Origin of the sequence: Klebsiella sp. OBRC7 (assembly GCF_000293135.1) — a bacterium.
In the GTDB taxonomy this organism is placed as follows: Bacteria; Pseudomonadota; Gammaproteobacteria; order Enterobacterales; family Enterobacteriaceae; genus Klebsiella; species Klebsiella michiganensis.
This window is the reverse complement of record NZ_ALNJ01000015.1, coordinates 1-12,873: the sequence shown is the minus strand read 5'-3', so window position 1 is coordinate 12,873 and position 12,873 is coordinate 1. Positions and strand designations below refer to the sequence as shown.

Here is a 12,873-nt window from a genome sequence, read left to right as displayed (position 1 = left end):
CCTAAGATGAAATGAGCGAGAAACGTTGATGTCGAATTCTTATGACTCCTCCAGTATCAAAGTCCTGAAAGGGCTGGATGCGGTGCGTAAGCGCCCGGGTATGTATATCGGCGACACGGATGACGGCACCGGTCTGCACCACATGGTATTCGAGGTTGTGGATAACGCTATCGACGAAGCGCTCGCAGGTTACTGTAAAGACATCGTTGTTACTATCCACAGCGACAACTCCGTCTCCGTACAGGATGACGGCCGCGGTATTCCGACCGGTATTCACCCGGAAGAGGGCGTGTCGGCGGCGGAAGTGATCATGACCGTTCTGCACGCGGGCGGTAAATTTGATGATAACTCGTATAAAGTTTCCGGTGGTCTGCATGGCGTAGGCGTTTCCGTTGTTAACGCCCTGTCGCAGAAGCTGGAGCTGGTCATTCAGCGCGATAACAAAATTCACCGTCAGATTTATGCCCACGGCGTGCCGCAGGCGCCGCTGGCGGTTACCGGCGAAACCGAAAAAACCGGCACCATGGTTCGCTTCTGGCCGAGCTACGAAACTTTTACCAACGTGGTCGAATTCGAATACGAGATTCTGGCAAAACGCCTGCGCGAGCTGTCGTTCCTGAACTCCGGAGTGTCGATTCGCCTGCGCGACAAGCGCGACGGTAAAGAAGATCATTTCCACTACGAAGGCGGTATCAAAGCGTTCGTCGAATATCTGAACAAAAACAAAACGCCGATCCACCCGAATATCTTCTATTTCTCCACCGAAAAAGACGGCATCGGCGTTGAAGTTGCGCTGCAGTGGAACGATGGTTTCCAGGAAAACATCTACTGCTTTACCAACAACATTCCGCAGCGCGACGGCGGCACCCACCTTGCAGGCTTCCGTGCGGCAATGACCCGTACCCTGAACGCCTACATGGATAAAGAAGGCTATAGCAAAAAAGCGAAAGTCAGCGCCACCGGCGACGATGCCCGTGAAGGCCTGATTGCCGTGGTCTCCGTGAAGGTGCCGGATCCGAAATTCTCCTCGCAGACCAAAGACAAGCTGGTCTCCTCAGAGGTGAAATCGGCGGTCGAACAGCAGATGAACGAACTGCTGAACGAATACCTGCTGGAAAACCCGTCTGACGCCAAAATCGTGGTCGGTAAAATCATCGACGCGGCGCGCGCGCGCGAAGCCGCACGTCGGGCGCGTGAAATGACTCGCCGTAAAGGCGCGCTGGATCTGGCTGGCCTGCCGGGCAAGCTGGCGGACTGTCAGGAACGCGATCCCGCGCACTCTGAACTGTACTTAGTGGAAGGGGACTCTGCGGGCGGCTCTGCGAAACAGGGGCGTAACCGTAAGAACCAGGCGATTCTGCCGCTGAAAGGTAAAATCCTTAACGTTGAGAAAGCGCGCTTTGACAAAATGCTCGCGTCTCAGGAAGTGGCGACGCTGATTACCGCGCTGGGCTGCGGCATTGGCCGCGATGAGTACAACCCGGACAAACTGCGCTACCACAGCATCATCATCATGACCGATGCGGACGTCGACGGCTCGCACATTCGTACGCTGCTGCTGACCTTCTTCTATCGCCAGATGCCGGAAATCGTTGAGCGCGGACACGTCTACATTGCCCAGCCGCCGCTGTACAAAGTGAAGAAAGGCAAGCAGGAACAGTACATTAAAGACGACGAAGCGATGGATCAGTACCAAATCTCCATCGCGCTGGATGGCGCCACTTTGCATACCAACGCCAACGCGCCGGCCTTAGCCGGCGAGCCGCTGGAGAGACTGGTTGCCGAGTATAACGCCACGCAGAAAATGATCGGTCGTATGGAGCGTCGCTTCCCGAAAGCCCTGCTGAAAGAGCTTATCTATCAGCCGACGCTGGCGGAGGCCGACCTGGCGAACGAGCAGACCGTAACGCGCTGGATCAACACCCTGGTGAGCGAGCTGAACGAGAAAGAGCAGCACGGCAGCCAGTGGAAATTTGATGTCCGCGAGAACGCCGAGCTGCAGCAGTTTGAGCCGATCGTTCGCGTGCGTACCCACGGCGTGGATACCGACTACCCGCTGGATCACGAGTTTGTCACCGGGCCGGAATACCACCGTATCTGCGCGCTGGGCGAAACGCTGCGCGGTTTGATTGAAGACGATGCCTTTATCGAGCGCGGCGAACGTCGTCAGCCGGTTGCCAGCTTCGAGCAGGCGCTGGACTGGCTGGTGAAAGAGTCCCGTCGCGGCCTCTCTATCCAGCGCTATAAAGGTCTTGGTGAGATGAACCCGGATCAGCTGTGGGAAACTACCATGGATCCGGACAGCCGCCGCATGCTGCGCGTGACCGTCAAGGACGCGATTGCCGCTGACCAGCTGTTCACGACCCTGATGGGGGACGCCGTTGAACCGCGTCGTGCCTTTATCGAAGAGAACGCCCTCAAAGCGGCAAACATCGATATTTAATCGTCGTACACCGCCATACTCAGGCCGCGCGTTTAGCGCGGCTTTTTTGTGGGCGCAGGCCTGTCCAGCGACATCACGGACGGTAAACGGCTGGCGAGCATATCGACGGCAATTCTTACCCTCAGCGGTAGATGCGGCGTCTGTTGCCAGACCGCGTGAACGTCGAAGCGCACATCCGGCGCCTGCTTTAACAGCGGAACGAGTTTTCCCTGATGAATTTCTTTACTGACCATCCAGCAGGGCAGCCATGCAATGCCGTGTCCGGCCAGCGCAGCGTCGCAGATCGCCTGCAAATCATCCATATTGAGCGATGAACGGGGAGTAAAGGTGTGCGAGGCACCTTCGCTATCCATCAGCTGCCAGGAGAGCACTCTGCCTGCCTGCAGATAGTTAATGGCCGCATGATGGGGTAAATCATCAACGTTTTGCGGCGTGCCCTTCTTCAGCAGATAATCCGGCGCGGCGCACAGCACCATGCGGTGTTCTCCCAGCTTTCTGGCGACCAGAACGCTGCTGTCCTGAAGCGTGCCGTTACGCACCGCCATATCAAACCCTTCCTCGACGAGATCCACCACGCGATCGCTGAATGACATCTCCAGCTCAAGGCCTGGATGTTCCTGCGCCAGCGCGATCAGCAGCGGGGCGATGCACTGGCGGCCAAACAGTACCGGCATGGCCACGCGCAGGCGGCCACTGACCTGCTGTTTCCCCGTTTCCAGCAGCGATTCTGCGCCCCGAATTTCCTCCAGCGCGCGCAGGCAGTGTTCATAAAAAAGGGCGCCGTTGTCGGTCAGGCTCTGGCTGCGGGTCGTACGTTGAAACAGACGTACCCCCAGTCGCTCCTCAAGGCGAGCGATGCTCTTTCCCACCGCCGAACGCGACAAATGCAAACGGATTGCGGCCTGAGCAAAACTCCCCGCCTCAACGGCGGCCACAAAAACCGGAATATCCTTCAGCGTATCGGTCATGGATTGTATCTTTTCTTTCATCAATAACGGGAAAACTTATCGCCACTGGCGACCCTGAGTCAACGGTAGACTGTCGCTCCTGAAGCTTATTTAATGGCAGGAGAGAAAAAATGACTGAGACAATGCAACGCTGGTCCATGGACGCCCTCGGGCGCGACAACCTCAAACTCATCCAGTCGCCTGTTCCGCAGCCAGGGCCGGGTGAAGTCTGCGTACGGGTGAATGCCGTTGCGCTCAACTATCGCGATAAAATGGTCATTGAAGGCACCATGCCGATTGCGCTTTCCTTCCCGTTTACGCCGGCGTCCGATATGGCGGGCGTGGTGGAAAGTACGGGTGAGGGCGTCACGCGTTTCACACCCGGCGCTCGCGTCATCTCGACCTTTTTCCCGGAGTGGATCGACGGTAGGCCTACAGCGGACGCCCGCACTTTGCCCTATAAAACGACCGGCGGTTACTTCCAGGGAATGCTGTCTGAGTACGTGATTGTGAATGAAAACGGGCTGGTGGCCGCCCCGGAAACCCTGGATGACGCCGAGGCCAGCACGTTACCATGCGCCGGGCTTACCGCATGGTTCGCGCTGGTGGAGCGCGGTCATTTACGCGCCGGGCAATCGGTACTGGTGCAGGGCACGGGCGGTGTGGCGATATTCGCTTTGCAAATTGCCAAAGCGCAGGGGGCAGAGGTTTTTGTCACGTCCGGGAGCGATGAAAAACTGGCGCGGGCCAAACAACTCGGCGCCGATTATGGCATCAACCGGCTTAAAGGCGACTGGGCTGAAGGGATATACGAACTGACGAACGATCGCGGCATCGACCACATCATTGAAACCGTTGGCGGGGAGAACCTGAGGCATTCCCTGCGCGCCGTGGCGGTTCATGGGCGTATTTCGGTCATCGGCGTGCTGGCCGGCAGTGAAATCTCGCTGCCCGCGGGTGAACTGTTGCTGAAATCACCTGTGATTCAAGGTATTGGCGTTGGGCACCGTCGCGCACTGGAAGATTTTGTCCGCGCCGTTGACGTGACCAGGCTGAAACCGGTGATTGAGCACCGTTACCGCTTTAACCAGCTTGCACAGGCGCTTGAACACCTCGATCGCGGTGCGTTTGGCAAAATCGTGCTCACCCGCGAGTAAGACCCCGTTCCCCGGATCTTGCCTAAAAGGGGGGGTTCTGCTGCGCAATGTAGCTCTATTTTTGTGGGCTTAATCGCGTTAGCATGAGTAAGGACTCATCTTACCCGGGGATTTCATGGCTATTAAACTGATTGCAATTGATATGGACGGCACGCTGCTGCTGCCAGACCATACCATTTCACCTGCGGTGAAAACCGCGATTGCCGCAGCCCGTGAACGCGGCGTCAATGTGGTGCTGACCACCGGTCGCCCTTACGCTGGCGTGCACAGCTATCTGAAAGAACTGCATATGGAGCAGCCTGGAGATTACTGCATCACCTATAACGGTGCTTTAGTGCAGAAGGCGAGCGACGGCAGTACCGTTGCGCAAACCGCGCTGGGCTACGACGACTACCGCTATCTGGAACAGCTGGCCCGCGATGTCGGCTCCCACTTCCACGCGCTCGATCGTAATACCCTGTATACCGCGAACCGCGATGTGAGCTATTACACGGTACATGAATCCTACGTGGCGACGATCCCGCTGGTCTTCTGCGAAGCTGAAAAGATGGATCCGAATATCCAGCTGCTGAAAGTGATGATGATCGATGAGCCGGCGATTCTGGACAAGGCTATCGCCCGCATTCCGGCTGAAGTGAAAGAGAAGTACACCGTGCTGAAAAGCGCGCCGTACTTCCTTGAAATTCTTGATAAACGCGTCACCAAAGGTACCGGCGTGAAATCGCTGGCCGATGCGCTGGGCATCCAGCCGGAAGAGGTGATGGCGATTGGCGATCAGGAAAACGACATCGCGATGATTGAATACGCTGGCGTCGGCGTGGCGATGGATAACGCGATTCCGGCCGTCAAAGAAGCGGCAAACTTTATCACCAAATCTAACCTGGAAGACGGTGTGGCATATGCTATTGAAAAATATGTCTTAAACTAAAAATCTCTTTCTGAAAAACCCGCGTTTATCGCGGGTTTTTTTATGCCTTGAGTTTACCCCGGCGCAAAATCTCCAAACCGAATTGTCGTTTTTGTGATCTAAATTGTAGTACAACATGTTTGCATTGTACTACATTGTGTCCACGGCGATGACGAGTGGTATCACGTTAGTACTACAAAGTTGCGGTTAAAACCGCCTGTCGCGGTAAAGTAGAGAGACATCCAGAGCACAAGGACTTTCCATGACTCTCAATAAAACCGATCGCATCGTCATCACGCTGGGCAAGCAGATTGTCAGCGGCAAATACGTTCCCGGCTCTGCGCTGCCCGCGGAAGCCGACCTGTGTGAGGAGTTTGCCACCTCGCGCAATATCATTCGCGAAGTGTTCCGTTCGTTGATGGCTAAGCGGCTGATTGAAATGAAGCGCTATCGCGGCGCGTTCGTTGCGCCGCGTAACCAGTGGAATTATCTCGACACCGACGTTTTACAGTGGGTGCTGGAGAGTGATTACGACCCGCGGCTGATTAGCGCGATGAGCGAGGTACGTAACCTGGTTGAACCCGCGATTGCCCGCTGGGCGGCAGAGCGCGCAACGTCGAGCGACCTGGCGCAAATAGAAGAAGCGCTCAACGACATGATCGCCAACAACCAGGACAGGGAAGCGTTTAACGAAGCGGATATTCGCTATCACGAGGCGGTGCTGCAGTCGGTGCATAACCCGGTTCTGCAGCAGCTCAACGTGGCGATCAGTTCGCTACAGCGGGCGGTGTTTGAAAGAACGTGGATGGGCGATGAGGCCAACATGCCGAAAACGCTCCAGGAACATAAGGCGCTGTTTGACGCCATCCGGCATCAGGACAGCGAAGCGGCGGAGCAGGCGGCGCTCACCATGATCGCCAGCTCGACACGAAGGTTAAAGGAAATCACATGACATCTCGCTACATCGCAATTGACTGGGGATCGACCAACCTGCGCGCCTGGCTCTATCAGGGCGAACGGTGCCTGGAGAGCAGGCAATCGGAAGCAGGCGTCACGCGTCTGAACGGACACTCCCCCGCCGCGGTGTTTAGCGAAATAACCCGGGGCTGGCGCGACGGCGCGACCCCGGCGGTGATGGCAGGAATGGTCGGCAGTAACGTCGGCTGGCAGGCGGTACCCTACTTGCCGGTTCCCGTTCATTTCTCCGCCATTGGTGAACAATTAACTGCCGTTAGCGACAACGTCTGGATTATTCCCGGACTCAGCGTCTCTCGCGACGATAACCAGAATGTGATGCGCGGCGAAGAGACTCAGCTCCTCGGCGCGCGGGCGATAGCCCCTTCTTCCGTCTACGTGATGCCCGGCACCCACTGCAAATGGGTGCAGGCAGACCGCCAACAAATTAACGACTTTCGTACGGTGATGGCCGGTGAACTGCATCATCTGCTGCTGCGCCACTCGCTGGTCGGCGCCGGGTTACCGGAGCAGATATCCGCTCCTGACGCGTTTAACGCCGGGCTTGAGCGCGGCCTGCATTCGCCAGACATCCTGCCGCAGCTTTTTGAGGTTCGCGCTTCACACGTGCTGGGCTCATTGCCGCGCGAACACGTCAGCGAATTTCTCTCCGGCCTGCTGATTGGCGCGGAAGTTGCCACCATGAGTAGCCGCTTCGGTGACCCGAAGGTCACCATTGTTGCCGGAGATGCGCTGGCGAACCGCTATCAGCAGGCCCTGAGCGCCATTGGCCGTCAGACCACCGTGGTGTCGGGCGACAACGCATTTCAGACAGGAATAAGGAGCATCATCCATGCAGTGGCAAACTAACTTACCGCTTATCGCTATCCTGCGCGGGATTACGCCGGAAGAGGCGCTGGCGCACGTGGGGGCGGCGATCGACGCCGGATTTGACGCCGTTGAAATTCCGCTCAACTCACCGCAGTGGGAAAAGAGTATTCCCGCCGTTGTTGAGGCTTATGGCGATAAAGCCCTGATTGGTGCAGGCACCGTGCTTAATGCAGAACGGGTGGACCAGCTTGCCTCAATGGGCTGCAGGCTTATCGTCACGCCCAATATTCAGCCCGAGGTCATTCGCCGCGCGGTGAGCTACGGCATGACGGTTTGTCCGGGATGCGCGACGGCGACGGAAGCGTTCGCCGCGCTGGATGCCGGGGCGCAGGCGTTGAAAGTCTTCCCATCTTCGGCTTTTGGCCCTGACTACATCAAAGCGTTAAAAGCCGTTTTGCCGCCGGAGGTGCCCGTTTTTGCGGTGGGCGGCGTGACGCCGGAAAATCTGGCGCAGTGGATAAAAGCAGGCTGTACCGGCGCCGGGTTGGGCAGCGATCTTTATCGCGCTGGCCAATCCGTAGAGCGAACCCAACGGCAGGCGGCAGCATTTGTTAAAGCGTATCGAGAGGCAGTGCAATGAAAATAACCAAACTCACCACGTATCGTTTACCCCCGCGCTGGATGTTTCTAAAAATTGAAACCGACGAAGGCGTGGTTGGCTGGGGCGAGCCCGTGATTGAAGGGCGCGCGCGCACCGTAGAGGCGGCGGTGCATGAGCTCGGCGATTATCTCATAGGCCAGGATCCGGCGCGGATTAACGACCTGTGGCAGGTGATGTACCGCGCGGGCTTTTACCGCGGCGGCCCGATTTTAATGAGCGCCATCGCCGGTATCGACCAGGCGCTGTGGGATATTAAAGGCAAAGTGCTGAACGCGCCGGTCTGGCAGCTAATGGGCGGCCTGGTACGTGACAAAATCAAAGCCTACAGCTGGGTTGGCGGCGACCGTCCGGCAGAGGTGATTGACGGCATCAAGAAGCTGCGCGGTATTGGTTTTGATACCTTCAAATTAAACGGCTGCGAAGAGCTGGGGCTGATCGATAATTCTCGCGCGGTGGATGCGGCGGTGAATACCGTCGCGCAAATTCGCGAAGCGTTCGGCAATGAAATTGAGTTCGGCCTCGATTTCCACGGCCGCGTTAGCGCGCCAATGGCGAAGGTGCTGATTAAAGAGCTGGAACAATATCGCCCGCTGTTTATTGAGGAGCCGGTTCTTGCCGAGCAGGCGGAATATTATCCGCGGCTGGCGGCGCAAACCTCGATTCCTATCGCGGCGGGCGAACGCATGTTCTCGCGCTTCGAGTTTAAACGCGTGCTGGAAGCCGGTGGGCTGGCTATTCTGCAACCCGACCTGTCGCATGCGGGCGGTATTACCGAGTGCTATAAAATCGCCGGAATGGCCGAAGCCTACGACGTGGCGCTGGCGCCGCACTGCCCGCTGGGACCCATTGCGCTTGCCGCCTGCCTGCACGTCGATTTTGTCTCCTATAACGCCGTCTTCCAGGAGCAAAGTATGGGCATTCACTATAACAAGGGCGCGGAATTACTCGACTTTGTGAAAAATAAAGAGGACTTCAATATGGAAGGCGGTTTCTTTAAACCATTAATGAAGCCCGGGCTTGGCGTAGAAATCGATGAAGCGCGGGTCATTGAATTAAGTCAGAATGCGCCGGACTGGCGTAATCCGTTGTGGCGGCATGAGGATGGTAGCGTCGCGGAATGGTAAATGCTCTTCATATTTCACGCCACAGGTGCGTTGGCTGCGATTGCGCACCCCGGTCACTTACTAATGTAAGCTCCCGGGGATTTGCAATCTTGCCGCCTTCCTGCAACGTGAACTATTTAGAGCATTCGTAAGCAAAAATATAAATTTTAAACACACCCTCTGTAAATTACCGGGCATGGTGAGCGGCCTCGCTATGCCCAAAATCTGGAGACAGATTGCGATGGATATTTCAGTTACAGCTGCAAAACCCGGGCGTCGTCGCTATTTGACGCTGATAATGATCTTTATTACCGTGGTGATTTGTTATGTTGACCGCGCTAACCTTGCGGTGGCATCGGCGCATATTCAGGAAGAGTTTGGTATTACCAAAGCGGAAATGGGATATGTATTTTCCGCCTTCGCGTGGCTGTATACGCTTTGCCAGATTCCCGGCGGCTGGTTCCTTGACCGCGTGGGCTCAAGGCTGACCTACTTTATCGCTATTTTTGGCTGGTCGGTGGCGACGCTACTGCAGGGATTTGCCACCGGGCTGATGTCGTTGATTGGCCTGCGCGCGATTACCGGGATATTTGAAGCGCCGGCGTTTCCCACCAATAATCGCATGGTGACCAGCTGGTTTCCGGAGCACGAACGCGCATCAGCCGTCGGTTTTTACACCTCAGGCCAGTTTGTCGGGCTGGCATTCCTGACCCCGCTATTAATCTGGATTCAGGAAATGCTGAGCTGGCACTGGGTATTTATCGTTACCGGCGCTATCGGGATCGTATGGTCACTGATTTGGATTAAGGTTTATCAGCCGCCGCGTCTGACGAAAAGCATCAGCAAAGCCGAGCTGGATTATATTCGCGACGGCGGTGGTCTGGTGGACGGCGATGCGCCCGTTAAAAAAGAGGCGCGGCAGCCGCTGACCAAAGCCGACTGGAAGCTGGTATTCCATCGCAAACTGATTGGCGTTTACCTTGGACAGTTTGCCGTGACCTCGACGCTGTGGTTCTTCCTGACCTGGTTCCCTAACTATCTGACCCAGGAAAAGGGGATTACGGCGCTGAAAGCGGGCTTTATGACCACGGTTCCGTTCCTTGCCGCCTTTGTTGGCGTGCTGCTCTCCGGCTGGCTGGCGGACAGGCTGGTAAGAAAAGGTTTCTCGTTAGGCGCCGCGCGTAAAACCCCGATTATCTGCGGCCTGCTGATCTCGACCTGCATCATGGGCGCAAACTATACCAACGATCCGGTGTGGATTATGGTCCTGATGGCGCTGGCCTTCTTCGGTAACGGCTTCGCTTCTATTACCTGGTCGCTGGTCTCTTCGCTTGCGCCGATGCGGCTTATCGGGTTGACCGGTGGAATGTTTAATTTCGTCGGCGGGCTGGGCGGTATCACCGTTCCGCTGGTGGTGGGCTATCTGGCCCAGGACTATGGTTTTGCTCCTGCGCTGGTTTATATTTCCGTTATTGCGCTGGTGGGCGCGCTCTCTTACATCCTGCTGGTGGGGGATGTCAAACGAGTAGGCTAATCCTTTCCGATACTATACCCTGATGCGAAAGTCTCGCATCAGGGTATCTTTATGAAACAAGTCACCTTTGCTCTCCGTCATCATCAGCTTACCAACACCCGCGCCTGGACGGCGGACAGCCGGTGGCTGGTCTTTGACGTTCGTCCCTCTGGCGCCTCTTTTACCGGCGAAACCATCGAGCGGGTGAATGTCGATACTGGGGAGGTTGAGATCCTCTACCGTGCCGGACAGGGCGCGTACGTTGGCGTGGTGACCGTTCATCCATCGATAGATAAATATGTCTTCATCCACGGCCCGGAAAACCCTGACGAGCGCTGGCATTACGATTTCCACCATCGTCGCGGCGTGGTGTCCTGGCAGGGCGAAACGCACAACCTCGATGCGATGGATATCACTCCGCCCTATACCCCCGGCGCGCTGCGCGGCGGCAGCCATGTGCATGTTTTCAGCCCGAGCGGTGAATTTGTCAGCTTTACCTATAACGACCACGTGTTGCATGAACGCGATCCGGCGCTGGATTTGCGCAACGTTGGCGTTGCGGTTCCCTATGGCCCGGTAGTACCGCGTGGGGATCATCCACGGCAATACGGCGGTAGCCACTGGTGCGTGCTGGTCAGCCGCACAACGCCGTCCCCCGCGCCGGGCAGCGACGAGATTAATCGCGCCTATGAAGAAGGCTGGGTCGGCGACCGGGCGCTGGCGTTTATTGGCGATACGCGAGCGATAAACGGCGACAAAGTGCCGGAGCTGTTTATTGTCGCGTTGCCGCAGAGCGAGCAGGACTGGAAGCAGTCTGGCGATGCGCCGCTGGCAGGAACGCAAGCCACGATGCCGGCGCCTCCTGCCGGCGTGGTTCAGCGTCGCTTAACGTTTACCCATGAACGTCGTTATCCGGGGCTGGTGACTACGCCCCGTCATTGGGTACGCGCCAATCCGCAGGCAACGGAGATTGCTTTTCTGATGCGCGATGAGGCCGGCGTGGTGCAAATGTGGCTTATCTCGCCTCAGGGTGACGGGCTGCGGCAGTTGACCCACAACCGATCCGATATCCAGTCGGCGTTTAACTGGCATCCGTCAGGAAAATGGCTGGGCTTTGTGCTGGAAAACCGCATCGCGCTTTGTGATGCGCGGAGCGGGGAGATCCTCTTTTTGACCGATGCGCATGAAAATCCGCCTTCGGCCGATGCGGTCGTCTTTTCGCCAGACGGCAAACGGCTTGCCTGGATGGAGGAGGTGGACGGTTACCGCCAGCTGTGGGTAACCGCAACGGCGCGCTAAATCAGGGGTTCGGCATTGGCGCTGGCGGGATCACGGAGTTGGTCGCCAGCGTCTCTTTCTCGCTCTTTTCCACGCGCGATTTAACCGAGCTATCGGTGCGGAACATATCCCACGGTAGCAGCAGCGTGTCCATAACGGCCGTGAGCGGCATATCCAGCGCCACCAGGGATTTCGTACCCCAGTTGGCATCGCTATCTCCCAGCATTTGCGCGCTGGCGCGCGTTCCCGGATAGGTTCCTTCTTTACCGCCGGTATGTGACATCACGCTGGAGCAACCGCCTAAACTTATCATCCCGCTAAACAGGACCAGCTTTAACAGACCGTTTTTCATCATTTTTCCGTCATCGTTACGGGCGTTGATAGAACCTTCTATGTACAAAATCATGCAGGGCGTAGCCAACAGAACCGCGGCCTGAAGAATGGCGTACATATCGGTTATATCGGGCCATTCCATGGATGCATAGCGCCATTGCGCCGCACTGTGGCAGGCGTCGCACTTTGCCTTTTGTGCTGTCCCTCCAGTCTAAGCAATAGACCGCAAACTGCAAAAAAAATTGCCCTTTTCCCCTTGAAAAGGGCATGGATATACCCATTTTAGGAATGTGTCTCCCGGAGAATACGCCGAATGGGTATTCCGGGTAATAACGGCCTGTCCATGATGGAAGGTCAGATAATTCTCGCTGATTTCAGGAGCTATGTATTATGCGTAATTTCGATCTCTCCCCGCTGTATCGTTCTGCTATTGGTTTCGACCGCCTTTTCAATCTGTTAGAAAATAATCAAAGCCAGAGTAATGGCGGCTATCCTCCGTACAACGTTGAGTTAGTAGACGAGAACAACTACCGCATCGCGATTGCCGTTGCCGGTTTTGCCGAGAGTGAACTGGAAATTACCGCGCAGGATAATCTGCTTATCGTAAAAGGCGCCCATGCCGCCGAGCAGAAAGAGCGCACTTACCTGTATCAGGGCATCGCTGAGCGCAATTTTGAGCGTAAATTCCAGCTTGCGGAAAATATTCATATTCGCGGCGCCAACCTGGTAAACGGTCTGCTGTATAT

General features: G+C 56.5%; 12 protein-coding genes and 1 other annotated feature. Of the genes, 10 read left to right on the top strand and 2 right to left on the bottom strand.

The features are described 5' to 3' along the window. Positions 1-28: 28 nt before the first annotated feature. Entirely contained in the window at positions 29-2,443 is a 2,415-nt protein-coding gene (gene gyrB, locus HMPREF1144_RS02735) for a DNA topoisomerase (ATP-hydrolyzing) subunit B (RefSeq protein WP_004855703.1), read from the top strand. A 32-nt stretch (positions 2,444-2,475) separates the two neighbouring features. Here the strand turns inward: gyrB and HMPREF1144_RS02730 are convergent, their stop codons facing one another. Further along, positions 2,476-3,411, bottom strand: a complete 936-nt coding sequence (locus HMPREF1144_RS02730; protein WP_009651798.1) for a LysR family transcriptional regulator — start codon at positions 3,409-3,411, stop codon at positions 2,476-2,478. Positions 3,412-3,521: 110 nt separating this feature from the next. Here HMPREF1144_RS02730 and HMPREF1144_RS02725 point away from each other — a divergent pair, with 110 nt between their 5' ends. The 8 genes from HMPREF1144_RS02725 (at position 3,522) to HMPREF1144_RS02690 (ending at position 11,815) form a co-directional block, all read left to right on the top strand. After that, entirely contained in the window at positions 3,522-4,547 is a 1,026-nt protein-coding gene (locus HMPREF1144_RS02725; protein ID WP_004855699.1) for a zinc-dependent alcohol dehydrogenase family protein, read from the top strand. 115 nt (positions 4,548-4,662) lie between these two features. Further along, entirely contained in the window at positions 4,663-5,475 is an 813-nt protein-coding gene (yidA, locus tag HMPREF1144_RS02720) for a sugar-phosphatase (RefSeq protein ID WP_004855697.1), read from the top strand. Positions 5,476-5,716: 241 nt separating this feature from the next. Continuing rightward, on the top strand, positions 5,717-6,406 hold the full coding sequence (gene dgoR / locus HMPREF1144_RS02715) for a D-galactonate utilization transcriptional regulator DgoR (protein WP_004126932.1): 690 nt from the start codon (positions 5,717-5,719) through the stop codon (positions 6,404-6,406). Then, positions 6,403-7,278: a 2-dehydro-3-deoxygalactonokinase gene (locus tag HMPREF1144_RS02710; protein ID WP_004855693.1), complete on the top strand. Its 876-nt coding sequence runs from the start codon at positions 6,403-6,405 to the stop codon at positions 7,276-7,278. The genes dgoR and HMPREF1144_RS02710 overlap by 4 nt, the downstream gene beginning before the upstream one ends. After that, positions 7,262-7,879 carry a 2-dehydro-3-deoxy-6-phosphogalactonate aldolase gene (locus tag HMPREF1144_RS02705; protein WP_009651797.1) on the top strand — a complete coding sequence of 206 codons (618 nt, stop codon included), beginning with the start codon at positions 7,262-7,264 and terminating at the stop codon, positions 7,877-7,879. The genes HMPREF1144_RS02710 and HMPREF1144_RS02705 overlap by 17 nt, the downstream gene beginning before the upstream one ends. After that, positions 7,876-9,024, top strand: coding sequence for a galactonate dehydratase (dgoD, locus tag HMPREF1144_RS02700; protein WP_004855688.1), 1,149 nt, complete (start codon positions 7,876-7,878; stop codon positions 9,022-9,024). Before HMPREF1144_RS02705 ends, dgoD begins: the two co-directional genes overlap by 4 nt. 175 nt (positions 9,025-9,199) lie before the next feature. Next, positions 9,200-10,537 (top strand): MFS transporter, encoded by a 1,338-nt coding sequence (locus tag HMPREF1144_RS02695; protein ID WP_071846050.1) that lies wholly within the window; start codon positions 9,200-9,202, stop codon positions 10,535-10,537. Positions 10,538-10,588: 51 nt separating this feature from the next. Then, positions 10,589-11,815, top strand: coding sequence for a DUF3748 domain-containing protein (locus HMPREF1144_RS02690; protein WP_009651801.1), 1,227 nt, complete (start codon positions 10,589-10,591; stop codon positions 11,813-11,815). A gap of 1 nt (position 11,816) precedes the next feature. Here the strand turns inward: HMPREF1144_RS02690 and HMPREF1144_RS02685 are convergent, their stop codons facing one another. Continuing rightward, a complete protein-coding gene (locus HMPREF1144_RS02685) occupies positions 11,817-12,149 on the bottom strand; it encodes a YceK/YidQ family lipoprotein (RefSeq protein ID WP_032721909.1) in 333 nt (110 codons plus the stop codon). A gap of 300 nt (positions 12,150-12,449) precedes the next feature. After that, positions 12,450-12,524 (top strand) — a sequence feature (ROSE (Repression Of Heat Shock gene Expression) occurs in the 5'-region of heat shock genes and acts as an RNA thermometer to modulate expression.). Here HMPREF1144_RS02685 and ibpA point away from each other — a divergent pair. Beyond that, a partial coding sequence (ibpA, locus tag HMPREF1144_RS02680) for a small heat shock chaperone IbpA (protein ID WP_009651796.1) occupies positions 12,518-12,873 on the top strand: 356 nt, incomplete at its 3' end. Its footprint overlaps the feature before it by 7 nt.